General features: G+C 54.4%; 24 protein-coding genes. 9 read left to right on the top strand and 15 right to left on the bottom strand.

Going from position 1 to position 24,409, the window contains the following annotated elements; translation table 11 throughout:
* Positions 1–38: 38 nt before the first annotated feature.
* The 6 genes from L383_RS22085 to ahpC form a co-directional block, all read right to left on the bottom strand.
* Positions 39–806, bottom strand: coding sequence for a dimethyl sulfoxide reductase anchor subunit family protein (locus L383_RS22085; RefSeq protein WP_023332383.1), 768 nt, complete (start codon positions 804–806; stop codon positions 39–41).
* Complete coding sequence (locus L383_RS22090; protein WP_014882978.1) at positions 806–1,363, bottom strand: 4Fe-4S dicluster domain-containing protein; 558 nt, start codon at positions 1,361–1,363, stop codon at positions 806–808. The genes L383_RS22085 and L383_RS22090 overlap by 1 nt, the downstream gene beginning before the upstream one ends.
* A complete protein-coding gene (locus L383_RS22095; protein ID WP_023332382.1) occupies positions 1,360–3,636 on the bottom strand; it encodes a molybdopterin-dependent oxidoreductase in 2,277 nt (758 codons plus the stop codon). The genes L383_RS22090 and L383_RS22095 overlap by 4 nt, the downstream gene beginning before the upstream one ends.
* Entirely contained in the window at positions 3,633–4,208 is a 576-nt protein-coding gene (locus L383_RS22100) for a TorD/DmsD family molecular chaperone (protein WP_032628762.1), read from the bottom strand. Before L383_RS22100 ends, L383_RS22095 begins: the two co-directional genes overlap by 4 nt.
* Positions 4,209–4,394: 186 nt before the next feature.
* Positions 4,395–5,960, bottom strand: a complete 1,566-nt coding sequence (ahpF, locus tag L383_RS22105; protein WP_014882975.1) for an alkyl hydroperoxide reductase subunit F — start codon at positions 5,958–5,960, stop codon at positions 4,395–4,397.
* Between the two features lie 185 nt (positions 5,961–6,145).
* Positions 6,146–6,709, bottom strand: coding sequence for an alkyl hydroperoxide reductase subunit C (ahpC, locus tag L383_RS22110; RefSeq protein WP_014882974.1), 564 nt, complete (start codon positions 6,707–6,709; stop codon positions 6,146–6,148).
* Between the two features lie 616 nt (positions 6,710–7,325).
* Here ahpC and L383_RS22115 point away from each other — a divergent pair.
* From L383_RS22115 to L383_RS22125, 3 genes are all read left to right on the top strand, one after another.
* On the top strand, positions 7,326–8,228 hold the full coding sequence (locus L383_RS22115; protein WP_023332380.1) for a DNA-binding transcriptional repressor CitR: 903 nt from the start codon (positions 7,326–7,328) through the stop codon (positions 8,226–8,228).
* A gap of 166 nt (positions 8,229–8,394) precedes the next feature.
* Positions 8,395–9,618, top strand: a complete 1,224-nt coding sequence (locus L383_RS22120) for a phosphoadenosine phosphosulfate reductase (protein WP_023332379.1) — start codon at positions 8,395–8,397, stop codon at positions 9,616–9,618.
* A complete protein-coding gene (locus tag L383_RS22125) occupies positions 9,603–10,229 on the top strand; it encodes an IbrB-like domain-containing protein (RefSeq protein WP_023332378.1) in 627 nt (208 codons plus the stop codon). Before L383_RS22120 ends, L383_RS22125 begins: the two co-directional genes overlap by 16 nt.
* On the opposite strand, the gene L383_RS22130 is transcribed toward L383_RS22125, so the two are convergent.
* Positions 10,230–11,390 (bottom strand): pyridoxal phosphate-dependent aminotransferase, encoded by a 1,161-nt coding sequence (locus tag L383_RS22130; RefSeq protein WP_023332377.1) that lies wholly within the window; start codon positions 11,388–11,390, stop codon positions 10,230–10,232. It lies immediately after the preceding gene.
* Between the two features lie 121 nt (positions 11,391–11,511).
* On the opposite strand from L383_RS22130, the gene L383_RS22135 reads away from it, so the two are divergent.
* The 3 genes from L383_RS22135 to L383_RS22145 are packed head-to-tail and all read left to right on the top strand — an operon-like array spanning position 11,512 to position 13,351.
* Entirely contained in the window at positions 11,512–12,126 is a 615-nt protein-coding gene (locus L383_RS22135; protein ID WP_023332376.1) for a methylthioribulose 1-phosphate dehydratase, read from the top strand.
* Positions 12,123–12,812 (top strand): acireductone synthase, encoded by a 690-nt coding sequence (mtnC, locus tag L383_RS22140; RefSeq protein ID WP_014882968.1) that lies wholly within the window; start codon positions 12,123–12,125, stop codon positions 12,810–12,812. The genes L383_RS22135 and mtnC overlap by 4 nt, the downstream gene beginning before the upstream one ends.
* Positions 12,809–13,351 carry a 1,2-dihydroxy-3-keto-5-methylthiopentene dioxygenase gene (locus L383_RS22145; RefSeq protein ID WP_023332375.1) on the top strand — a complete coding sequence of 181 codons (543 nt, stop codon included), beginning with the start codon at positions 12,809–12,811 and terminating at the stop codon, positions 13,349–13,351. Before mtnC ends, L383_RS22145 begins: the two co-directional genes overlap by 4 nt.
* A 63-nt stretch (positions 13,352–13,414) precedes the next feature.
* Here the strand turns inward: L383_RS22145 and L383_RS22150 are convergent, their stop codons facing one another.
* A complete protein-coding gene (locus tag L383_RS22150; RefSeq protein WP_023332374.1) occupies positions 13,415–14,734 on the bottom strand; it encodes a DUF6602 domain-containing protein in 1,320 nt (439 codons plus the stop codon).
* A gap of 17 nt (positions 14,735–14,751) precedes the next feature.
* Positions 14,752–14,976 carry a helix-turn-helix domain-containing protein gene (locus L383_RS22155; protein ID WP_023332373.1) on the bottom strand — a complete coding sequence of 75 codons (225 nt, stop codon included), beginning with the start codon at positions 14,974–14,976 and terminating at the stop codon, positions 14,752–14,754.
* A 106-nt stretch (positions 14,977–15,082) separates the two neighbouring features.
* Between L383_RS22155 and L383_RS22160 the strand changes: the two genes are divergently transcribed.
* On the top strand, positions 15,083–15,355 hold the full coding sequence (locus tag L383_RS22160) for a helix-turn-helix domain-containing protein (protein ID WP_023332372.1): 273 nt from the start codon (positions 15,083–15,085) through the stop codon (positions 15,353–15,355).
* Between the two features lie 35 nt (positions 15,356–15,390).
* On the opposite strand, the gene L383_RS22165 is transcribed toward L383_RS22160, so the two are convergent.
* On the bottom strand, positions 15,391–15,870 hold the full coding sequence (locus L383_RS22165) for an SRPBCC family protein (RefSeq protein WP_023332371.1): 480 nt from the start codon (positions 15,868–15,870) through the stop codon (positions 15,391–15,393).
* 42 nt (positions 15,871–15,912) lie between these two features.
* Positions 15,913–16,929: an S-methyl-5-thioribose-1-phosphate isomerase gene (gene mtnA / locus L383_RS22170; protein WP_023332370.1), complete on the bottom strand. Its 1,017-nt coding sequence runs from the start codon at positions 16,927–16,929 to the stop codon at positions 15,913–15,915.
* Positions 16,930–17,033: 104 nt separating this feature from the next.
* Between mtnA and mtnK the strand changes: the two genes are divergently transcribed.
* Entirely contained in the window at positions 17,034–18,233 is a 1,200-nt protein-coding gene (gene mtnK / locus L383_RS22175; RefSeq protein WP_023332369.1) for an S-methyl-5-thioribose kinase, read from the top strand.
* 62 nt (positions 18,234–18,295) lie between these two features.
* Here the strand turns inward: mtnK and L383_RS22180 are convergent, their stop codons facing one another.
* The 4 genes from L383_RS22180 to L383_RS22195 are packed head-to-tail and all read right to left on the bottom strand — an operon-like array spanning position 18,296 to position 23,112.
* Positions 18,296–19,537, bottom strand: a complete 1,242-nt coding sequence (locus L383_RS22180) for an LVIVD repeat-containing protein (protein WP_023332368.1) — start codon at positions 19,535–19,537, stop codon at positions 18,296–18,298.
* The gene (locus L383_RS22185; RefSeq protein ID WP_023332367.1) at positions 19,534–20,598 is read right to left on the bottom strand and encodes a sugar ABC transporter substrate-binding protein; all 1,065 of its coding nucleotides are present in this window, start codon (positions 20,596–20,598) and stop codon (positions 19,534–19,536) included. The genes L383_RS22180 and L383_RS22185 overlap by 4 nt, the downstream gene beginning before the upstream one ends.
* A gap of 19 nt (positions 20,599–20,617) precedes the next feature.
* The gene (locus L383_RS22190; RefSeq protein WP_023332366.1) at positions 20,618–21,613 is read right to left on the bottom strand and encodes an ABC transporter permease; all 996 of its coding nucleotides are present in this window, start codon (positions 21,611–21,613) and stop codon (positions 20,618–20,620) included.
* The gene (locus L383_RS22195; RefSeq protein WP_023332365.1) at positions 21,610–23,112 is read right to left on the bottom strand and encodes a sugar ABC transporter ATP-binding protein; all 1,503 of its coding nucleotides are present in this window, start codon (positions 23,110–23,112) and stop codon (positions 21,610–21,612) included. The genes L383_RS22190 and L383_RS22195 overlap by 4 nt, the downstream gene beginning before the upstream one ends.
* A 159-nt stretch (positions 23,113–23,271) precedes the next feature.
* Between L383_RS22195 and L383_RS22200 the strand changes: the two genes are divergently transcribed.
* Complete coding sequence (locus L383_RS22200; protein ID WP_023332364.1) at positions 23,272–24,360, top strand: oxidoreductase; 1,089 nt, start codon at positions 23,272–23,274, stop codon at positions 24,358–24,360.
* Positions 24,361–24,409: the final 49 nt, after the last annotated feature.

Genomic DNA, 24,409 nt, shown 5'->3' with positions numbered 1-24,409 from the left:
TGCCCATAAAAAACCCCGCTTGCGCGGGGTTTTGTTTATCAGTACAGATGACCAATATTGACGATGGTACTGACGGTATCACCGAAGAAGGTCAGGCGGCTGAGCACCACGCCCACCAGCAGGATAACAAATACGGCTTTCTGCATCGGATGGCGCCTTAGCGACAACGTGAACCCCACGACGCAGCACAGCAGGCTGCCCAGATAGAGCGGCGAGCTTAACCAGGCGTGAGCGGTCATTTTCATGATGGTGCCGCCGCTGAGCCAGAGTACCGGAGCGGCAATCAGCAGCGCCATCAGGGCGATAATGCCCTGACGCAGTGCGACAGCTGACGCTTTCATCCCGAGCAGCGGCGTGGCTGCACAGCCCAGCACCCAGACGGTGGCAAAGAACAGCATCATGGTGATGCCGTTGGCAATGGCCTGCATCGCCGGCGCGGCGTAGGTCATCCCCTGCACCACCACCAGCAGTATCCCGAACAGGGACGCCAGCAGCGCTGCGCCTTTATTGCCTTTCGTAAGGAAAGCCAGGCCAATTGTGCCGCCATAAAGCGTCGCGCCGAGAATCTCACGGCTCAGCCAGGCATGTTTCAGGTTGATTAACGCATTATAAGCGTGTTCCGGGTGCGCCAGATGCAATACCGCGGCGATGGAGGCAACCCCCAGGATCAGCCCCGTGATCAGCCAGTGAAGACGGTTGCCCTGCACTTCGCCACGCAGCGTGCGCCAGCTCAACAGCAGCGTCATCCCAACGGACATCTGGCTCAGCACGGTAAAAATCACCAACGGCAGTTCGTACTTTTCCATTATTTGTCCCCCGGCTGTTTCGGCTGGCGTGCCAGAATGAAGCGCGTACCCGGATTAAGCTGCGGCATTTTTGGGAAGCCCGGCGGATACTGCACGGCATTATTTGGCAGCGGATCGGCATCCAGATCGATCAGGGTCAGCGCCCCAACCGGACAGGCGTTAACGCAGGCAGGATTCAAGCCGATATCCAGACGCTCATAGCACATGCTGCACTTCTCGGCCTTCTGCGTTTCCTCATTGAAGCGCGGAGCGCCATACGGACAATTGCGGATACAGTTTTTACAGCCGATGCAGCGCTCAGGGTTATGCACCACCACGCCATCATCACGTTTGGTGTAGGCTTCCACCGGGCACGCCGCCAGACAAGCGGGGTTTTCACAGTGGTTACAGGCCAGCGAAAAGAACGCACGCTCCTCATGCGGGTAAATTTCTTTATCCAGCGGGTAGACATAGCGCCAGAAACGTTCGGGTTCGAGCTGGTTGAAGCTCTTACAGGCCATGGCGCATCCGCGGCAGCCAATACATTTATCACTGTTCACTAAAAATGCGCGTCTCATGCGTCCGCTCCTTCATTGGCAATGAGGACAATATCGACAAACTGATCGTGAATAGCCGCGCCCGGTGCACCGGTGGCCATTTTACCCATATCGGCCGGGGTATCTTTCACCACGTTCTGCACGTTATAGCTGAGCTTGTTGAACCAGGATTCGTACATGACCAGGAAATCTTCCGGTACGTTGGTGGTCACTTTGGCACGCAGTTGAACCTCGCCGATCTCGTTGAATACCCGCACTGTCGCCAGGTCACGGATCCCCTTTTTCTTCGCGGCAACCGGGTGGATATAGACAAAGGGCTCCGGCCAGAAGACCTGCATCCAGTCAAGGTTAACGAACTGCGAATGCAGGCCGTACTGCAGGTGCGGCGTAAAGAGCTGGAACGGCAGTTTACCTTCTGCGGCTGGCAGATATTCCGGCAGTGCTTTATGGCCGTTCTCTTCGCAGCGCGCGGATAAAAACTCATACTTGCCTGACGGCGTTTTGAACTTCCGATCGTGCCAGGCTGCGCTGCTCGGCATTTTGGCCTTCACCGGCCCCTTCAGCAGATCGTCCCAGGAGCTGATGCCAAACTGCTTCGCCAGCCCGTCGTTGAATTCCAGATCCAGCCATTTTTTCTGGTCAACATCCTGTGGGAAGGTGCAAGAGCCCGGTTCCATTTTGTTGATGGTACGGGAGAGCAACACGGCAATATCCAGGTCGCTCTTGCATTCGTACATCGGCTTGATGGCAGGTTCGTTTACCGTCAGCCAGTAGTGCCAGTAAGACGAAGAGGCGCTCCAGTGCTCGAAGGTGGTGGTGACAGGCAGAACGATATCCGCATGCTGAACCGTCTCGTTAAAGAACTGATCCACGCACACCACCATTTCCAGCTTGTCGAACGCTTTTTTCATCTTGTTGCGGTCGAAGTCCTGGGCAAACGGGTTCTTACAGGCCACCCACAGCATGCGGATAGGGGGATCGTTGGCGTCCAGAATGCTTTGCGCAGTCTGGTTCAGGTTGAGCGCGCGGTCAGAGTACTTGCGCTTTTCGCCGCTATCGCTGACAAACTCGCCCACCGGGCCTGATACCCCTTCCATCCCTACAGAACCCACCGGGGGTGTCTGCGTCATTGCATGGTAGTTATAGCCCCAGGTCTGCAGATGGCCGTAGCGAGCGCCACCGCCTTCTACGCCGATATTGCCGGTCATGGCGACAAAGGCATCAATCGCACGCACGTTCGCACCGCCGTTCACGTGGCGCTGCATACCGTAGCCAATCCAGACGGTGGAGGGCTTAACCGCCGTGAACTCCTCAGCAAGCTGGCGAATCACATCCGGCGCCAGACCACAAATTTCCGATGCCCACTCTACCGTGATGTTGTTGAGCAAGTACTGCTCAAACTCCGGATACCCGTGCGCGAAATGATTGACGAACTCCTGGTCCACGCGGCCGGTGTCCACCAGATGGCGCGCCATACCCAGCGCCAGCGCACCGTCTGAACCTGAACGCACGCGCAGATAGAGGTCGGCTTTCGCGGCAGTTTGCGAGAACAGCGGATCGATAACCACCACTTTCGCCCCTTTCTCGCGGGCCTGATAGATGTACTTCATGGTGTGCATGGAGCACCAGGCCGGGTTCGCCCCCCAGAGGATAATGTATTTGGCTTTAACCAGATCTTCCGGGTCGTTACACCACATGTCGCCCATGTCGTAGTGCTGTGCGTCAATGCCCGCAGGCCAGCACGGCGTACCGGCAAAACGCGTGGTGTAGCCGAGCGAGGACATCATCCCCTCCACGGCATAGCTCATCACCCCCAGGTTGCCGGAATATTTGGTCAGCGCCAGGCCAAGCAGGGAGCCATCTTTCTTTTTGATCTCCAGCATCTTGCTGGCGATCCGCTGCATGGCCTCATCCCAGGAGATGCGTCGCCATTTGCCGCTGCCGCGTCCGTCCTGAATCATCGGGTATTTTATACGGTCCGGCGAGTAGACCCGGCGCGGGTAGGTCAGCCCTTTCACGCACGGCGCACCGTGGGTAAAGGTGGATTCACTTGCCCCCTCGACGAAGGTAATCACGTCATCTTTCACCCACGTTTTTAAGCTGCAGGTGTCATAGCAGTTACGCGGACAGGCGTTACGGAAGATTTTGTAGGTTTTCGGGTTAAACGGAATGGGCGGTTGTGCCATGGCACATCGGGAGGATAATAATCCGCCGGGTAATGCGGCGACGGTACCTAGCGCAATCAGTCCTTTTAAAAAGGAGCGCCGGTTAAGCTGCCCTTTATCAATAGTCATAATATTACTCTCGTTTTTAATTCATCAAACCAATTAGTCAGTAGCACGGCGAGGCATTTAATTACGGCTGTTTTCGCACAATCCTTTATTTTTTCGATAAATGCCGGGAGCCATAATTCGAGATGCGCGCGGACAAAACGGGTAAGTGCTTCATGATATTGCGGTGAATGTCTGGCATGCACTAATAGCATCACGGCCAGTTCAATTTCATAGCTGATATGGTCGTCGGGGACGCTATTTTCCGCGGTGACGGAGAGCCCAATGCTCTGCAGGAATTCGCGCACGCTCAGCGTCGTCGCCCCCATCAGCAGAGGCTCGTCGTCCAGATAAACCGAGGCATAAGGTGGCGCCAGCAGCGTCGCCGGGCCGACAAACAGCGCATTAAAGTCATACTCGACATTTAACGCCTCATCCTGCGGCCAGGACTCACTCTCAGGGAAAAAATAGCGTAACGAGGCGCATCGCGAGGTCATATCCGCCGCGTTGAAGAAATCACGAAACATCAACCCCTTTATTTCAAAGGGTGTTAACGCCTCATATATTGAAGGTGTGAATATATCTTTATCATTCATGTTAAATATAAATATTTATCAACAGAAAACGACGAGATATTATCAGCAGGCTTATTAATTTCTTTGATCGAAGCAGGTAGTTAACGCATGAAGCGTTCAATCACGACAATAATTGAGAATAAAAAAAACCAATAAAAAAGCCACCCCATGATGAGGTGGCTACTGCAGGTATCGTCTTACTTTTTTTTATGCTGTTTTGGTGCGAATCAGATAATCAAACGAACTCAGGGACGCTTTCGCACCTTCGCCCGTGGCAATGATGATCTGTTTGTACGGCACGGTCGTACAGTCACCTGCGGCGAAGACGCCTTTTACGCTGGTTTCACATTTCGCATCAATGATGATCTCGCCCATACGGTTGCGCTCAATCGCGCCTTCCAGCCAGGTGGTGTTTGGCAGCAGACCAATCTGCACGAAAATCCCCGAAAGCTGAACGCTGTGCACGTCGCCGCTGATGCGGTCACGGTATTCCAGGCCGGTCACTTTGCTGCCGTCGCCCTTCACTTCCGTGGTCTGCGCGTTCAGGATGATGTCGACGTTTTTCAGGCTGCGAACTTTATCCTGCAGAACCTGGTCGGCCTTCATCTCTGGCGCGAACTCCAGCAGGGTCACATGTTCCACAATCCCCGCCAGGTCGATGGCCGCTTCCACGCCGGAGTTACCGCCGCCGATCACCGCTACGCGTTTACCTTTAAACAGCGGACCGTCACAGTGCGGGCAGTAGGTCACACCTTTGGTGCGGTACTGATCTTCACCCGGAACGTTCATGTTGCGCCATTTCGCGCCGGTGGCAATGATAATGCTACGCGCTTTCAGCACCGCGCCGGATGCCGTTTCAATCTGGTGTAAACCGCCTTCGACCGCAGCAGGAACCAGCTTGCTGGCGCTCTGGCTGTCGATGACATCCACGTCATAGTCGCTGACGTGCGCTTTAAGTGCGCCAGCCAGTTTCTGGCCTTCGGTTTTCGGCACGGAAATGTAGTTTTCGATGTCCACGGTATCCAGTACCTGACCACCAAAGCGTTCACCCATCAGACCGGTTCGAATCCCTTTACGCGCGGAGTAAACCGCCGCTGCCGCGCCCGCCGGGCCGGAACCGACGATCAGCACATCGTAGGCATCACGTTTGTTCAGCGCTTCTGCTGCGCGTTTTTCAGCGCCGGTATCCACTTTGGCAACAATTTCCGTCAGCGTCATGCGGCCCTGACCAAACTCCTGACCATTCAGATAGACCGCCGGCACGCCCATTACGTTACGCTCGGTGATCTCATTCTGGAACGTACCGCCGTCAATCGCCGTGTGTTTAATGCGCGGGTTCAGCACCGACATCAGGTTCAGCGCCTGCACCACGTCCGGGCAGTTGTGACAGGAGAGTGAGTAATAGGTTTCAAACTCGAAATCACCGTCGATGTCGCGGATCTGCTCCAGCAGAGCCTGCGCTTCTTTAGACGGATGCCCACCGGTCCACAGCAGCGCCAGCACCAGTGAGGTAAATTCATGCCCCAGCGGAGAGCCGGCAAAGCGCGGCCCCTGATCAGAGCCCGGGTTGGCGATCAGGAAAGAAGGCTTACGGACAGCAAGCGTATTGTCTTCTTTGAAGGTCACTTTCGGTGACAGTTCAGCGATCTCTGCCAGCAGTTCCTTGATCTCTGCCGATTTCGCGCTGTCATCCAGCGTGGCAATCAGCTCAACAGGTTTGGTCAGTTTCTCAAGGTAGGCCTTGAGCTGGGTTTTCATATTCGCGTCGAGCATTGTTCTTCCCTCTCTTAAGACGTCATCATGCAAGCTGCCTTATAGGGGCGGCCTGAATGCAACTTGCATCATGGTGCTAATGAAATGGGCGCGGGCGCGCCCATGGATTGCCGGGTGGCACTTCGTTTACCCGGCCTACGATACTGTAGGCCTGTGCAAACGCGGCGCCGCCAGGCTTTGCAGACTTAGATCTTGCCGACCAGGTCTAAAGATGGAGCCAGCGTCGCTTCGCCTTCTTTCCATTTCGCCGGGCACACTTCGCCTGGGTGGGAAGCCACGTACTGAGCAGCTTTCACTTTACGCAGCAGGTCAGACGCATCACGGCCGATACCTTCAGCGGTAACTTCGATAGCCTGGATAATGCCCTGCGGGTCAACAACGAAGGTCGCGCGGTCGGCCAGACCTTCATCTTCACGCATATTGTCGAAGTTACGGGTCAGGGCGCCAGTCGGGTCGCCGATCATCGCGTATTTAATTTTCGCGATGGTTTCAGAGCTGCTGTGCCACGCTTTGTGGGTGAAGTGGGTATCGGTAGAGACAGAGTAAACGTCTACGCCCAGCTTCTGCAGTTCTTCATAGTGGTCAGCCACGTCACCCAGTTCGGTCGGGCAAACGAAGGTAAAGTCAGCCGGATAGAAGAAGAACACGCTCCAGCGACCTTCAGTATCTTTCTCAGTGACTTCAATGAACTCACCGTTTTTGAACGCCTGGTTTTTGAAAGGTTTAATTTTGGTATTAATCAAAGACATCTGTACTTCCTCCGTGTTTTCGTTGAGATGTAAGGTAACTAACTTTGCTCATCGGGGCTAATGCGTTTGCTTTATCAAATCAATCAGCCATACCTAACAACATCAACAAGACAGTAAGGTGAACCTTTTAAAGGAAACGCCAAAAGTAAAAAGGCCGCCTCTACGGGCGGCCCTTTTACCTGAATTCCCCGCAGGTAAATTCAGTGCCAGCTAAAGCTGGCGTTGCGTTGCGCTCTACGCCCTTAACATCAAGGTGGTAACAGCCGTTTAATTACACCACCCGTGCCAGGCTTGAGCAATCCACGGAAGAGGCATTCCTGCCTATGGCTGTGATAGGCAGTCTCGATCATAATGACGGGATGTTATAAATTAATTTTTATTATAAAAATAACTTAATATATAAATGACAATTGTCAATTAAAGTGCCTCTCAGTGAGATAAAATTATCTTAATAATCTTTGAAGTACTATTTTAATAATCTGATGTCGTGATATATTAAGGCACGTTTAATTTAAAATTAAGAGAGTTAACCGAAAGGATTGTAAATGGTTAACTTCAAACTATAGTTATCAGTGATGTGATAACTCATGCAAACACGACATCATCAGGACGACACATGGCAAATCTCTACGATCTTAAAAAATTTGATCTCAACCTGCTAGTCATTTTTGAATGTATCTATCAACATTTGAGTATCAGTAAAGCGGCTGAGACGCTCTATATTACCCCTTCTGCAGTGAGTCAGTCATTGCAGCGTCTGCGCGGACAACTCAACGATCCCTTGTTTATCCGTTCAGGTAAGGGCATCACCCCCACTACGGTTGGCGTCAACCTTCATCATCATCTTGAACAAAACCTCAATCAGCTTGAGCAAACCATCAATATGATGCACAGCAACGGGTTGAAGAAGAGCTTTGTCATTTACGGTCCGCAGTTTATGACGCCTAAAATCATGCTGGATCCGATGAAAATCCTGATAGAAAAGTATAACTATCAGGTTGAGCTGCATGATGTCTTCCTTGCCCCGGACTCAGCAGAAGACCTGCTGGCATACCGAAAAGCGGACCTTGTCTTCTCTTTCGCCCCGCTGAATAGCCGTTCAACGGCCTGCTGCTTGTTCCAGCAGATGTCTTTTACGCTGGTTTGCCGTCAGGATCACCCCCGCCTGGGTTTACAGGCGACGCGTGACGAAATTCTTCAGGAAAAATTTACGGCCTACCTGAGTGATGAGTTGAGCGTAAAGAATTTTCAGGAGCATACTGAGCAACTGCTTCCCGAACGAAATATCCTGTTCCGCAGCGACTCGTTTATCTCACTGCTGTCGATGATAGGCAATTCCGATCTGATTGGATTAGCCCCTACGCCAGCCTATGAGCAGTATGGTCCGGCATTAAATCTCCGTAAGATTGAGACTGACATTACCTTCCCGACAGTCCCGGTTTATATGATGTACAATCGCTCAGCACTGAATAATGCTTCCTTCTCCAATTTTATTGATGACTTAAACTTACCCCAATAATTATAACTGACTGTTTTCAGCAGTCAGTCCTTTTTATATATTCACAAGGGAAATGTATTTAGCGTAATTATATGATTAATTTTTACCTATAATTATCTTCTTTCTAAGAGTATCATCCCCATTATTCATGCGCCATCTGATCATTATCACTCAGTAATGGATTGATATGTCACTTTACAAATTTCCATTGAATCAAAACGTAGTCGATGCCACGCAAGAGAGAATAAAATGGACCCTGGAGAATTTATCCAGGGTGTGCGTCTCTTTTTCAGGGGGAAAAGATTCCACCGTCATGTTACATCTGACGGCATTATGCGCCCGTAAAATGAAACGCAAAATAGACGTTCTCTTTATAGACTGGGAAGCGCAATTTACTTACACCATTAATCATGTCGAACATATGCGCGCCTTATACAGCGATGTCATCGATCGTTTCTGGTGGGTAGCGCTTCCCCTGACCACGCAAAATTCCCTGTCGCAATTCCAGCCAGAGTGGCAATGCTGGGAACCCAATACCGAGTGGGTACGGCAACCGCCTGACGATGCCATAACAGATCCCGCCTTTTTCCCCTTTTACCAGGGGGGAATGTCTTTTGAGACCTTTGTGCGCAGTTTCTCGGACTGGTTCTCTCTCAACCGCCCGGCCGCCGTCATGGTCGGGATACGCGCCGATGAGTCATACAACCGTTTTCTGGCTATCGCATCAGCGCGTAAACAACGCTTTGCCGATGATAAACCCTGGACGACCGTCGCCCCGGGTGGGCATGCCTGGTATATCTATCCTCTCTACGACTGGAAAACCGCGGATATCTGGACCTGGTTTGCAAAAACCGGCAATAGCTATAACACACTCTATGACCTTATGTATCAGGCCGGCGTACCACCGCGCTATATGCGCATCTGCGAACCTTTTGGCCCGGAACAGCGTCAGGGCTTATGGCTCTATCATGTTGTAGAGCCCGAACGCTGGGCGACCATGTGCGCACGTGTCAGCGGCGCGCGCAGCGGCGGAATTTACGCCGGGCACGACAACCATTTTTACGGTCACCGCAAAATACTCAAGCCGGACCATCTTTGCTGGCGGGAATATGCCCTGCTGCTTCTCGATAGCATGCCGCAGAATACGGCCGAGCATTACCGCAATAAAATCGCCATATATCTGCACTGGTACCAGAAGAGGGGCATGGAGGATATTCCCGATACCCAGGAGGGCGATATCGGTGCCAAAGACATCCCTTCATGGCGCCGCGTTTGTAAGGTTTTACTTAATAACGACTACTGGTGCAGAGCGCTGTCTTTCAGCCCAAACAAACCCAAACATTATCAGCGCTACAGCGACAGAGTGAAGGCAAAACGCAAGGAGTGGGGCATTTTATGCGACAAAGAATAATCAACGAAATCGAAACGTACCTTCAGTCACTTCCTGAAGAGGACCAAATTAACGCCATTAATGCCTTTCGCCAGGCACTGCATAAATATAGCCCGTTTAACGATCAACCCATCGACTGCGTATTGTGGATCGAACAGGACGCTATCACGGCTAACGATTACAACCCCAATAATGTGGCCCCACCGGAAAAACGGTTGCTCATTAAGTCGCTGGAACTTGATGGATTCACCCAGCCTATTGTTGTAACAGAAAACGAACCACAACATTATGAAATTGTGGATGGTTTTCATCGTCATGAGATTGGCAAAAGTCGGGCTGCGTTAAAGCGCAAGCTGAAGGGTTACCTGCCTGTCACGTGCCTGCGTCAGGAACGACTCGGTAAATATGACCGCATGGCCTCGACCATCCGACACAACCGCGCACGCGGGCGGCATCAAATCAACGCGATGTCTGAAATCGTTCGAGAACTTGCGCAGCTTGGCTGGAGCAATGAAAGAATTAGCGAAGAGCTCGGTATGGATGGTGACGAGGTGCTGCGTCTCAAACAAATCAACGGCCTGCTGGAACTGTTTGCAGACCGTCGTTACTCAGAAGCCTGGACGGTGAAATAATCAGAGCGTGTTCAAACGCTCTGCCGCGGCCAGTAGCGTCGATTCCTGCTTCGCAAAGCAGAGACGAATCAGTTTATGCGGAAAAGGATCGGCGCAGAACACCGACAATGGAATAGCGGCCACGCCGACTTCTTTTGTCAGCCACTGGCAGAAACTGACATCATCCAGATCGGAAATGGCGCTGTAGTCAGCCAACAGGAAGTACGTCCCCTCGGAAGGCAAAATTTCCAGGCGGCTTTGAGCCAGTGCGGTCACAAACAGATCCCGGCGTGCACGGTAAAAATCCGGCAGGTCGCGATAATGCTGTGGTTCATCGCGTAGCATGTCCGCCAGCGCCAGCTGAGCCGGGGTATTCACCGCAAACGTCAGGTACTGGTGTACCTTACGTAATTCAGCGCTGATGGCGGCAGGTGCCACACAATACCCCACCTTCCAGCCGGTCATATGGTACGTTTTGCCAAATGACGACACGGTCACGGCACGTTCACGAAGCTGCGGATGGGCCAGCACGCTGGCGTGCCCTTCTTTAGTAAAACAGATGTGCTCATACACCTCGTCGCTCAGGACATAAATTTCACGTTCGGCAATGGCCTGCCACAGCGCGGCAAAATCGGCTTTCTGCCACACGCTCGCAGACGGGTTATGGGGCGTATTCAGGATCACCAGCCGCGTTTTATCGCTCAGCAGCGCAGCGAACGCCCGCCAGTCCGGGCGGAAATGCGGCGGCTGCAGCGCCACGCGTTTCACCACGCCGCCAGAGAGTTCAACCGCAGGCGCGTAGCTGTCGTAACTGGGGTCAAAACAGATGGCCTCATCGCCCGCGCGCACCAGCGCGGTGATGGCCGCATACAGCGCTTCGGTCGCCCCTGCCGTCACCGTGATGTCGCTATTCGCATCCGGTTTATGGCCATACAATTCCGCCGTTTTATCCGCAATGGCTTCCCGCAGCGCCTGCACGCCCGTCATCGGCGCATACTGATTTGCTCCCTGCGCAACGTGGTACGCCAGTCGTTCCTGCAGCCAGGCCGGTCCGTCAAAATCCGGGAATCCCTGAGAGAGATTAATGGCGTTGTGCTGCTGTGCCAGAGCGCTCATCTGCGTAAAGATGGTGGTGCCGAGATTAGGAAGTTTACTCTGAGGAATCAATGCGTTATTACTCATTATGCGGTGCCTGCATGTAATACTTATGTTGCTGCCACTATAACACGATGTTACCATTTGGCAATCAAGACGCTTAGACGTCTATACCATATCAATATTCCTGGTCGAGAGGTAAAAGGCAATGGCAGACAACCAGCAACTCACACAACTTGTCGACGCCTGCCGCTGGATTGGCGCCAAAGGCTGGGCACCCGCCACCGGTGGCAACATGTCTGTGCGACAGGATGAACACCTCTGCTGGTTGAGCGAATCCGGTAAAGACAAAGGCAGCCTGACCACGGCGGATTTTCTGCAGGTCGAGATCGCCACAAACCGTGCGCCGTCAGGCCGCAAGCCGTCGGCAGAGACCGGGCTACACACCCTCATTTATCGCCTGTTCCCCGAGGCCAACGCTGTCCTGCACGTTCACACCGTCAACGCGACGGTGCTGTCACGTCTGGTCAGGGAAACCGAGCTGAACATCAGCGGCTTTGAGATGCAAAAATCGCTTACCGGACAGGCCACCCATCTGGATACCGTCTCCATCCCGGTGTTTGATAATGACCAGGATATCGACGCCCTCGCCTCGCGAATCGCCCATTACGCGCAGGAACGCCCGCTTAATTATGGTTTTCTTCTGCGCGGTCATGGCTTAACCTGCTGGGGACGCGATGTGGCCGAGGCCCGCCGTCATCTGGAGGGACTGGAATTTCTTTTTGAATGCGAAATGCGTTTACGACAACTGGAGAGAGTATGATTCGCGCAATTGTGACGGATATTGAAGGGACCACCAGCGATATCCGTTTTGTCCACGATGTTTTGTTCCCCTACGCGCGTGAGCGGCTGGCGGCGTTCGTCACCGCGCAGCAGTACGCCGAGCCGGTCAAATCCATTCTGGACAATCTGCGCGATGAAATCGGTAACCCGCACGCCAGCGTCAGCGAGCTTATTGACGCCCTCTTTGCCTTTATGGATGAAGACCGTAAATCCACGGCGCTCAAAGCGCTGCAGGGGATCATCTGGCACGATGGCTACGTGAATGGCGACTTTACCGGCCACCTCTACCCGGACGTCCTGCCTGCGCTGGAAAAATGGAAAGCGCAAGGGATTGATCTCTATGTTTATTCCTCGGGATCTGTCGCCGCACAGAAACTGTTATTTGGCTACAGCGACGAAGGTGATATTACTCATCTGTTCAGCGGCTATTTTGATACCCACATCGGCGCCAAGCGCGAGGTGGCGTCTTACCAGAACATTGCGGCCCAAACGGGCATCGCGCCGTCGCAGATCCTGTTCCTGTCAGATATTCATCAGGAGCTGGACGCGGCTGAACAGGCAGGCTTTCGTACCCTGCAGCTGATTCGCGGCGATGATGACGGGGCAAGCCATCACCATCAGGTCCACCAGTTTGACGAGATAAACCCGGAGCAGATCCCTTCATGAGTGCATTAACTGTCTATTCTGATAAAGACGCCAGTCAACCAAAGTGGCACAGCACCGACGCCGCCGAGATCGCCCGGCAGCTCAACTTCAAAGGCGTACGTTTTGAACGCTGGGACGCGGACCGCGATTTAGGTCAGGATCCCGCCCCGGAGGCGGTGATTGAGGCTTACCAGCATGCGATCGACAAACTGGTGGCAGAGAAAGGTTATCAGAGCTGGGACGTCATCAGCCTGCGGGCCGATAACCCACAAAAAGACGCGCTGCGCGCAAAGTTCCTGAACGAACATACTCACGGCGAAGACGAAGTGCGCTTCTTCGTGGAAGGCGCGGGATTGTTCTGCCTGCACATTGGCGATGAGGTCTATCAGGTATTGTGCGAGAAAAACGATCTGATCTCCGTACCCGCGGGTACGCCGCACTGGTTTGATATGGGTTCAGAGCCGAACTTTACGGCGATTCGTATTTTCGATAACCCGGAAGGCTGGGTTGCGCAGTTTACGGGCGATGCGATCGCGGATGCGTATCCGAAATTGAGTTGAGAATTGAATTAGTAATCCAGTCACCACTTACAAATTATGAGGGTGACTGGATTAGGTATACTTTTATTCCATTATCATCAATTGCATATAGTTTTTTGAAATATCATATTTATCACACCAAACATCAAGATGCTCCCGACTTGACGACAGATAACAATTTTCATTATCATCCTCAACCATTATTAAAAGAGGTGTTATTGGTCTAATATATTCCTCATCCCTTTTAAATAAAAATGTTTTCTCAAGCTTTAATAATAAAACACTTTCTTCTTCATCATTATCCGCCGCAATACCTGCAAGAGCATTGATATCCAGGATTCCTCCATTGAACATCATTCTATAAAACACAGTCTGTATATCTTTATCAATGCGTTCAGGCTGCCATTCTTTAACAACTTCTCTGACTTTTAATTCACTTTCTTTCAACTCTACAGACTTATAAAGCCAACCAACTTCATTTTCTTTTTCTAATGGAATTGCATACAATAAAGGAGCCATATTCTCAATTTTGGAATCATCACCCCACGGCATTTTCACGTCAAAAAACATAGATATTTTTGACCAAATGATCTCTAACATAATTCTAGCAGAATTTGCTCTCATAGAGACAAGTGCTGCCCATTGTCTATCATGGCTGATACCTAAAAAAGGCATACCATTAGCTTTAACTATGCTTATATGATTAGAAATCACCAAAGTTGGCAGGCTTGGTACACCAAGCCCATTTCCAGAAACTTCGCCCTTATCAGTTAATATATCAAGAAATGCGTTTCTCATTCCTGCTTCAGTTGTATATCCACCATACCCATGGATAATACTACAAGGAGCAAGAGTTTCTTGTACTAACGAGTAAAACAAAATGCCATCTGATTTTGATAAAGAGTGAATATCACTATAACATGTAGGAGCATTCCTACCTGTTATTTGAGAAAAATGTTTACTTGCAACACTGATATCGGGTTCAAAATCTGGATCTTGAAATTTTGATTCAAAATACTCTGAATACTCACTCCTAATTATCCGAAGATGATCAAAAGCATCGATGTAATCACTTTTATTTAGCGTCTTCTTGACTTCAAAAATACAAAGAACTTGATCTATAGAATAAATATACTCAGATGTTCTTCCATATTGCTTCCCTTCGCCGTGAACCAGCATTCCATCTATTTGTTGTTTTAATAACTTATCTCCTATAGAAATGAAACCTGAAACGACTTTAAGATTAAGCCCTTTAGGAATGATAAATTCCTGATCGATTCCTTGTTTGGTAATCTCTTCATAAGCAGAACCTAATGTTGGCATATGAGGCATGTCCATTTTACTAACTTCACGACTCTCAATTGCTATAAACTGCTCTAATAATTCCGAAGCTTTATCAAACATAAAAATACCCTAAATTATTAAATAGAATCTATCACATAAGCTGGTTCTAACCCCACCAACCTCGCCAGATGCACAAATTCCACCACATCTAACCTGCGTTCACCGCTTTCCACTTTAGCGATAAACGACTGCGGTTTGCCCAGCGCTTCCGCAAGCTGTGCCTGAGTAATCCCCTTCTCCTTACGAGCTTTCTTCAACGCATTGATAACACGCTGGTATTCTTCTGAATAGACTGAGGCCATTGTTCCGATTCCATACAAATATCCTGAAATCGAATATCCTCTCATTGCGTTTTTATCCCAAAACAGGATAATCCAGCGCGTAACAAACACATGTAAGGAGGACACAATGCGTCATCAGAACTGGCATCCTGCCGATATCATCGCCGCACTAAAGAAACATGGAACAAGCCTGGCTGCGTTGTCCAGAAAGGCTGGCCTTTCCTCATCCACACTGGCAAACGCGCTTACCCGACCATGGCCCAAAGGTGAATTGCTTATCGCACAGGCGCTAGACATTCCGCCCGATGTGATATGGCCGGAAAGATATTTTGATGAAAAGGGAGAGCCAATATTTCGTCAGATGAGGAATACCAAAAAGAGAAACCTTTCTTCGACTTGATCAATGATTTCTCCCCCTCACCCCAACCCTCTCCCTCAAGGGAGAGGGGGTTGAAGAGACTTCACATACCCCACCAGCTGATCCAGCACAATCCCCCACCCTTCGTGGAAGCCCATCTGTTCATGCTGCTCACGAATTTCCTTCGTCGGGTGGCGCGCAATTGCCATATAGCGGGTTTTGCCCTCGCCCACCTCCTCCAGCAGCAAAATCGCCGTCATAAACGGCTTCTCGGCCGGTTTCCAGCCTTCCGTATAACCGTCGGTTAAGACCAGTTTTTTTCCCGGGTCGATTTCAAGAAACACACCCCGGTTATCCATCCGCTGTCCGTCCACCTCAAATACGGTATTGAACCGACCGCCCACACGCAGGTCGAGGTCGCATTCGGTCACTTTATGGGGAGCAGGAATGAAGAAGTTTTTGATGTGCTCGGGCGTGGTCCAGCAGAGCCACAGCAGGTCGCGCGGTGCATCCACCACGCGCTCCAGTTTTAAGTCAGTATCAGGATCAAGCGTCACGATATCGTCCTCTAAAGGGAACCCCTTAAAGGATAGCCGGACTCAGGCGAATTTCCCGTTTGCCACCTCTTCCGGCGTCACTACGCCCGTATCCAGCACCCAGCCGCTAATCAGCGAGGCAGGCGTAACGTCAAACGCCGGGTTATAGACCAGGGCGTTTTCCGGCGCCCACTGCACCGCCCCAAAACTTCCCGCAACGCCCGTCACCTCACTGACGGCGCGCTGCTCAATCGGGATCGCATCTCCGTTCGGGCACTCCGGGTCGAGGGTTGTTTGCGGGGCAGCCACGTAGAACGGAATGCCGTGGAATTTCGCCAGCACCGCAAGGGAATAGGTACCGATTTTGTTCGCCACGTCGCCGTTAGCGGCAATGCGATCGGCCCCTACCCACACGGCGTCGACCTGTCCTTTGGCCATCAGGCTTGCCGCCATGGAGTCGGTAATCAGCCGATACGGCACGCCCAGCTCGCCCAGCTCCCACGCGGTCAACCTGCCCCCCTGCAGCAGCGGACGGGTTTCATCCACCCAGACGTTGCTGACATTTCCTTCCTGATAGGCGCGGGCAATCACGCCCAGCGCCGTGCCCACGCCCGCCGTTGCCAGCCCGCCGGTGTTGCAGTGGGTCAGCAGGCGGCTACCGGGCGTCACCAGCGCGCTGCCCGCGCGGGCGATAGCGTCGCACAACTGCCTGTCTTCAGAAATCAGGCGCAGCGCTTCAGACACCAGCGCCGAAACGAAATCCTCCTGCCAGAGCGCCAGCTTCATACGGTCAAGGTTGTTCATCAGGTTCACCGCCGTCGGGCGGGACGCGCGCAGGGTTTCCAGCGCCACGGCGAGTTCATCACGGCTTTTGCCGCTTTCCGCCAGCAATGCCAGCAGCAGGCTTGCAGAGAGACCAATCAGCGGCGCACCGCGCACGCGCAGAGCATGGATATGCCCGACCAGCGTCTCTACCGTGGAGGCCTCAAGCCAGCGTTTCTCCTGCGGAAGCGCCTGCTGGTCGAGAATAAAGAGCTGATTATCCGCCACCCGCAGGCTGGTCGTCTGTAATGTCTGCATGTCATTAATTCCCTGTTGCGTTGTTGTAGCACATTGTGTCAGGATGAAATCCAGATGTATAGACGTCTACATGTCTTTATTAGCAAACTCGTGAGGAGCAGGCCATGTCGCAATACCGTACCTTTACCGCTCAGGACGCCGTGGAGTATGCCAGGCAGTTTGGTGGACTCGACGATCCTTCCTCGCTGGTGGAGGCGCAGGAAGTGGGCGACGGCAACCTCAATCTGGTCTTCAAAATTTTCGATGCCCAGGGCACAAGCCGCGTCATCGTCAAACAGGCGCTGCCCTACGTGCGCTGCGTCGGCGAGTCCTGGCCGCTGACGCTGGACCGCGCCCGTCTGGAGGCGCAAACCCTGGTCGAGCATTACCAGCACAGCCCGCAGCACACCGTGAAAATCCACCACTTTGACCCGGAACTGGCGGTGATGGTGATGGAGGATCTCTCCAGCCATCGCATCTGGCGCGGCGAGCTGATTAAAAACAATCACTATCCTCATGCCGCGCGTCAGCTGGGTGAATACCTCGCATACACGCTGTTCCACACCAGCGATTTCTACCTGCATCCGCACGCGAAAAAAGCGCAGGTAGCGAAATTCATCAACCCGGAGATGTGTGAGATCACCGAAGATCTGTTCTTCAACGATCCGTACCAGATCCACGAACGCAACAACTACCCGGTCGAGCTGGAAAATGACGTCGCCGCCCTGCGCGACGATGCCCAGTTGAAAATTGCCGTGGCCTCCCTGAAGCATCGCTTTTTCTCACACGCTGAAGCGCTGCTGCACGGGGATATTCACAGCGGCTCCATTTTTGTGGCGGACGGCAGCCTGAAGGCCATTGACGCCGAGTTCGGCTACGTTGGCCCGATTGGCTTTGACGTCGGCACTGCCATTGGCAACCTGCTGCTCAACTTCTGCGGCCTGCCGGGGCATCTGGGTATTCGCGATGCCGACGCCGCCCGCGAGCAGCGCCTGATCGACATTCAGGCGCTGTGGAACACCTTCGCGGAGCGCTTCCAGGCATTAGCAAACGAAAAAACGCGAGACGCCGCGCTCAGTGCGCCGGGCTATGCTTCCGCGTTTCTGAAAAAGGTCTGGCATGACGCCATTGGTTTCTGCGGCACCGAACTGATTCGCCGCAGCGTCGGGCTTTCCCACGTCGCGGATATCGACACCATTCAGGATGACGCCATGCGCCACGAATGCCTGCGCCATGCGATTACCCTCGGCAAGGCGTTGATTGTCATTGCCGAGCGCATCGACAGCGCGGAAGAGCTGGTGGCACGCGTGCGGCAGTACAGCTGAGTGCTTCTGGTTTTCTCCCTCTCCCCGTGGGAGAGGGTCGGGGTGAGGGCACCAAACCGCACTCACCCTAAATACTCAATCACCGACAACCCACCGTTATAATCCGTGCTGTAGATAATCCCCTGAGCATCCACAAACACGTCGCAGGACTGGATCACCTGCGGGCGATTCGGCCGCGTATCCATCATTCTTTCCGGCGCAGCTGGCACCAGCGCACCGGTCTCCACCGGGCGATACGGGTTGGAAATGTCATACGCGCGTACGCCCGCGTTCTGGTAAGTGGCAAAAATCAGCGTCGAGCTGACAAAACTCCCCGGCCGGTTCTCGTGCAGGTTGTGCGGCCCAAAGTGCGCCCCTTTCGCCACGTAGTCGGTTTCATCCGGCTGCGGGAAAGTCGAGATACTCACCGGGTTCGACGGCTCGCGGATATCAAACAGCCAGATCAGCTTCTCCCCATCCTCCTGGTTATCCAGCACCGCTTCGTCGAGCACCACCAGCAGGGAACGGTCCGGCAGCGGCAGCGCGGTATGCGTCCCGCCACCAAACGGCGGGCTCCAGTTGCGATGGCTAATCAGCTTTGGTTGAGTGCGGTCTTTCACGTCCAGCAGCGTCAGGCCACCGTCGCGCCAGCTCCCATAGGCGGTATCGCCGGCGATAATCGCGTGGTGCAGCGCGTAGCGCTTCCCTTCGGGCCAACTGGGCTTTTCCCCTTCGGCCTGGTTCATCCCGGGCAGCCACCAGCGCCCCGCCACTTCAGGCTTGCGCGGGTCGGCCAGGTCGATGGTCAGAAAGATATAATCGGTAAAGCCGTCAATCAGCGCCGACACGTACGCCCAGCGCCCGCCGACGTACCAGATGCGGTGGATCCCGATGCCGTTCAGCGAAAGAAAGCCGATTTCACGCGGCTTGTCCGGGGTAGAGATATCAAACACCCGCAGCCCGGCGCTCCAGCCTTTGTCCCGCACGTCGCTGACGGTCTCCCCCACCTGACGGGTGTAGTAAACCTTCTCATCGGCAAAGCGGGCATCGGCAAACAGATCCCGGGCGTTGATCACCAGCAACAGATCGTCATGCGCCTGCAAATGCACGTTCCAGGTGCCGTGCGGCGCGGGAACATAACCTGCCGCTTTCGGGTTTTTCGGGTCGCGCACATCGACGATGGAAAAACCCTGCGACACCATATGACCGATATACGCGAAACCGTGATGCACCATCAGCTGCACGCCGTCCGGGCGACCGCCCTGGTCGCTATGGCCAATCAGCCGCATATTGCGGCTGTATTCGGGCGTAGGGAGCACACTCATTTATTTTTAGCTTCCAGCGTCGCAAACCACGGCGCGATAAAATCGTCCGTCTGGCCCCAGCCCGGAATGATTTTCCCAAGCGACGCCACGTTCACCCCACCCGGCTGGGCGGTCAGCAGCGCCTGCGGAATGGCAGCGGCTTTAAAGTCATAGGTTGCCGGGGTCGCTTCTCCGGCAATCTTATTGGCGATCAAACGCACGTTGGTTGCGCCAATCAACTTCGGATCCACCGCCACGCTTACCTTCCACGGGCTACCCGGCTCGCGCATCAGCTGCAGATCCTGGTTAGATATATCGATGCTGTAGAGTTTGATCTCGGTGCGCCCGTTCTCTTTCAGCGCCTTATACGCGCCCTGGCTGAAGGCATCCCAGGTGCCCCAGATAGCGTCGATTTTTCCTTTCGGGTATTTCGCCAGGATAGCGCCCACCTTGTTGGCGGTATCCCCCTGCACGTCAGAGGAGACCGCGCCAATGGATTCCAGCTCTTTGATCTCCGGATACTGTTTTTGCAGTTCCTTGTACGCCGCCTGACGACGCTCCATCGGCGGGAAGCCCGCCACCCACAGCTTGACGATATTGGCCTTGCCGTTGAAATCTTTCGCCAGCTGGCCGAAGGAGAGGTTCGTCAGCGAAGCATCATCCTGCTGAGTAACGGTCACGCCCGGGATCTCGCCGTTCACCGCCGTATCAAACACGGCGACTTTAATCCCGGCATCCACCGCCTTCTTCAGCAGCGCGGTGGAGTACGGATCGCGCCCCTGAGACAGGATAATCCCGTCGTACTTCTGGCTGATTGCCTGGTTCACGAAGTCCTGGAATTTGGCATCGTCCCCGTTGCTTAAAAAAGTGCTGACCTTAAAGCCGAGTTTCTTCCCTTCCTGAATCGCCCCCGCCACAAACTGCGTGGTGTTGTCGTCGGAGCCGAGGTTGCGGATCACCGCGATGCGGATCGGACCCTCGTGGTTCGCAATGGCAGCCGGCACCGGTGCGGGCGTGGCCGCAAAGCCTGGCAGCGCAGTCAATAATCCAAGTGCTACCAATGAGCGTGCAATTTTTTTCATTTTTTATCCTGTTGTGTTATCAGCGTTTTTGTATGTAGGTCATCGCCAGCGCCACCGCGAGCACCAGCCCTTTTATAATGTCCATGGCGTAATACGGCACGGAGAGCATCACCAGCCCGTTCGACAGCACGCCGAGAATAACTGCCCCAACCAGCGTCCCCAGCGCGTTCGGCTTGCCGGAACCCGCCAGCGAGAAGCCGATCCACGCCGCGGCCACCGCATCCATCAGATAACCGCCCCCGGCATTCACCTGCGACGAGCCAATGCGCGAGGCCAGCAAAATCCCGCCCAGCCCCGCCAGCAGCGAGGCGATCACGTAAGCTGCCACCTTGTAGCGCGTGGTGCGAATACCGGAGAGGCGCGCGGCTTCCGGGTTGCCGCCGATGGCGTACATGCGTCGGCCATGCGTGGTGAGGGACAATCCCAGCTGCGCGAGAACCGTCACCACCAGCATGATGATGACGATGGTCGGCACCTGCCCCAGCAGGCTGAACGCCGCCGGAATGGTCCCTTCCGCCATATCACCGCTCGGCAGCACCATGTTTTCGGTAATCGACCCGCCATAGCTGTAAGTCATCGCCACGCCCTGGATCACAAACAGGCTGGCGAGGGTCGCGAGCATGTCCGGAATACGCAGGATGACGATCAGAAACGCGTTGAACAGCCCCACCAGCGTGCAGAGCGCAAGGGTAATCAGAATCGACTCGGTAGTGCCGAAGCCGTGCCAGACGAAAAGCGATATCACCAGCGCGTTTGCCAGCGACGCAGTGGATCCCACGGAGAGGTCGAACCCGCCGACGGTCAGCGAAATCGATACGCCAATGGCAATCACCGTTACGATGGCGATCGCGCGCAATATGTTGATGATGTTGTTCGGATCGAGGAAGTTGTCCGAGGCCAGGCCAAACACCGCCACCAGCGCGACGACGGTCAGCAGCATGCCCCACTTGTAGAGAAAATCGAAAATATGCTGACGGCCTGACGCCGCCGCAGTCACTGAAAGGGCCTTACTCACGACGCCGATCCTCCGGTTGAATAATAAAGTAGTGTCTCTTCACGGGCCTCGGCCCCGGCGATTTCCGCCACGATACGTCCGTCCCACAGCACGCAGATGCGGTCGCACAGCCCGACCAGCTCGGCAAATTCACCCGAGGCATAAATCACCCCTTTGCCCTCGCGCGCCAGGCCGTCAATCAGCTGGAACAGATCGGTTTTGGCTTTCACGTCCACGCCCTTCGTCGGCTCATCGAAAATCAGCACGCTGGCATCATTACGCAGCCATTTACCGATGGCGACCTTCTGCTGGTTGCCGCCGGACAAACGGCGCAGCACCTGCCCCGGCCCCCGCGCACGCACGCCGACGCGGTCAATCACCTCTTCTGCCCAGCGCCACGCCTGACGATGACCAAACAGGCTCCAGCGCGAGAAGCTGTTATCGGCGCACACGGCAAGGTTCATGCTCACGGGCTCGTCGATAAAAATGCCCTCCTTGCGCCGCTCCTCCGGCACCAGTGCCAGCCCGCGCAGCACCGAGTCGGCCGGGTCGCGCGGTTTCCAGGGCTGATGATTCAACTCGCCTTGTGCCACCCGGCTTTTCGTGGCGCCAAACAGCGCCTTACAAAGTTCGGTTTTACCCGCGCCCGCCAGCCCGGCAATGCCCAGAATTTCGCCTTTGCGCAGGTGAAGGGAGATATCTTTCAGCAGCGCGTCATCGTGCAGGCCCTCTACGCGCAGCAACGTTTCGTCGCTGTGCGGGGGGCGAGCAGGCGGGTAAATATCGCTCAGCACGTGGCCAAGCATCTTCTCAACGATCGCTTCGCCGCTGAGATCGGCCATCGGGCCGGACTCAATCAGCTTGCCGTCACGCAGCACCGTCAGGGTGTCGCAGATGGCTTTCAGCTCGTGAATACGGTGCGAGATAAACACTACGCCGATGCCCTGCTGCTGCAGGCGTCTCACCACCGCAAACAGGCGCTCGCTTTCGTGTGCATCCAGCGGTGCGGTGGGTTCATCCAGAATTAAAAAACGGCAATGATGGGACAGCGCCCGCGCCAGCAAAATCTGCTGTTTTTCAGCAAGCGTGCAGCTGTCGACCGATCGCCGAACATCCATGGACACGTCCAGTTGCGCCAGCGCCTGTCTCGCCTGGTGACGAACCGCACGCCAGCTGAAGCGGTGCCCGGGCTGCGCAAGCTGGTCGAGCATGATGTTCTCGGCAATGCTCAGCCCCGGGATCAGCGCCACGTCCACTTCCTGCTGCACAAGGTGAATGCCCAGCCGCTTGGCGTCCAGCGGCTCGCGGATCGTCACCGACTGGTTGTTAATGCAAATCTCGCCTTCATAGCGATCGTGCGTTCCGCACAGCACCGCCATCAGCGTCGATTTCCCCGCGCCGTTGGCGCCGGTCAGCGCATGCACCGACCCGCCGCTCAGGGTAAAGTCCACCCGTGACAGCGCCTGAAAGCCGGAAAAGGCCAGGCTGATACCACGCATCTCAAGGCGACTGGAAACCATCCGCGTAAATCCTTCATTACTCTTCTGATTTATCGAATTTTTCACAGCGCCGGTTGACTGACAACGACGGAAAAGGCATAAGATAAAGCGAAATATTATTAGCCATCCGGATGTCCAGACATAACATCGGGTTAGCGCGTGCTAAAAAAGGACAACACCATGAGCAATACCGATATCCGCGTCGTGCCCGGCCCGGCGAACTACTTCTCCCACCCAGGCAGCCTTGCGCATCTCAATGATTTCTTCACGCCAGAGCAGCTTTCCCGCGCGGTGTGGATTTACGGCGAGCGCGCCATCGAAGCCGCGCGCCCTTTCCTGCCAGCGAGCTTTGACGCGACGGGGGCAAAACACCTGCTGTTTAAGGGCCACTGCAGCGAGCGCGACGTCAGCCACCTGGTGAATGAAGCCGGCAGCGACGTCAGCGTGGTGATAGGCATCGGCGGCGGCGCGGTGATGGATACCGTCAAAGCCGTGGCGCGCCGTTCAGGTGTACCGTTCGTGGGCATCCCCACCATCGCCGCGACCTGCGCGGCGTGGACCCCGCTCTCCGTCTGGTATAACGATGAAGGCCAGGCGCTGCAGTTTGAGATTTTCGACGACGCGAACTTCCTGGTGCTGGTGGAGCCGCAGATCGTTCTCAATGCCCCGGCGGAATACCTGCTGGCGGGCATCGGCGACACGCTGGCGAAGTGGTACGAAGCGGTTGTGTTGGCACCTGAGCCGGAAAACCTGCCCCTGACCGTGCGGCTGGGCATCAACAGCGCGCTGGCGATCCGCGACGTGCTGCTGGAACGCAGCGAGGAAGCGCTGGCAGACCAACAGCGTGGCGAGTTATCGCAGGCGTTCCGGGACGTAGTGGATGCGATCATTGCCGGCGGTGGAATGGTCGGCGGTCTGGGCGAGCGCTACACCCGCGTGGCAGCGGCGCATGCCGTACATAACGGCTTAACCGTGCTGCCGCAGACCGAAAAATACCTGCACGGCACCAAGGTGGCCTACGGCATTCTGGTGCAAAGCGCCCTGCTCGGCCAGGACGACGTGCTGGCGCAGCTGGTGGCGGCCTATCAACGCTTTAACCTGCCGACCCGGCTACGCGAACTGGACGTTGATATTAATAACCGCGACGCGCTGGATAAGGTTATTACCCACACTCTGCGTCCGGTGGAGTCGATTCATTATCTGCCCGTTGAGTTAACCCCTGACGTTCTGCGCGCCGCGTTTGAGAAGGTGGAAACATTCCCCCGTTAAATGCGCCGACCGTCTATACCTAATGATGATTCTCACCACTCTCTCGCAA

It is taken from the genome of Enterobacter sp. MGH 37 (assembly GCF_000534515.1).
In the GTDB taxonomy this organism is placed as follows: Bacteria; Pseudomonadota; Gammaproteobacteria; order Enterobacterales; family Enterobacteriaceae; genus Enterobacter; species Enterobacter kobei.
The sequence above is the reverse complement of the archived record's forward strand: the minus strand, read 5'-3'. Positions and strand labels throughout refer to the sequence as shown.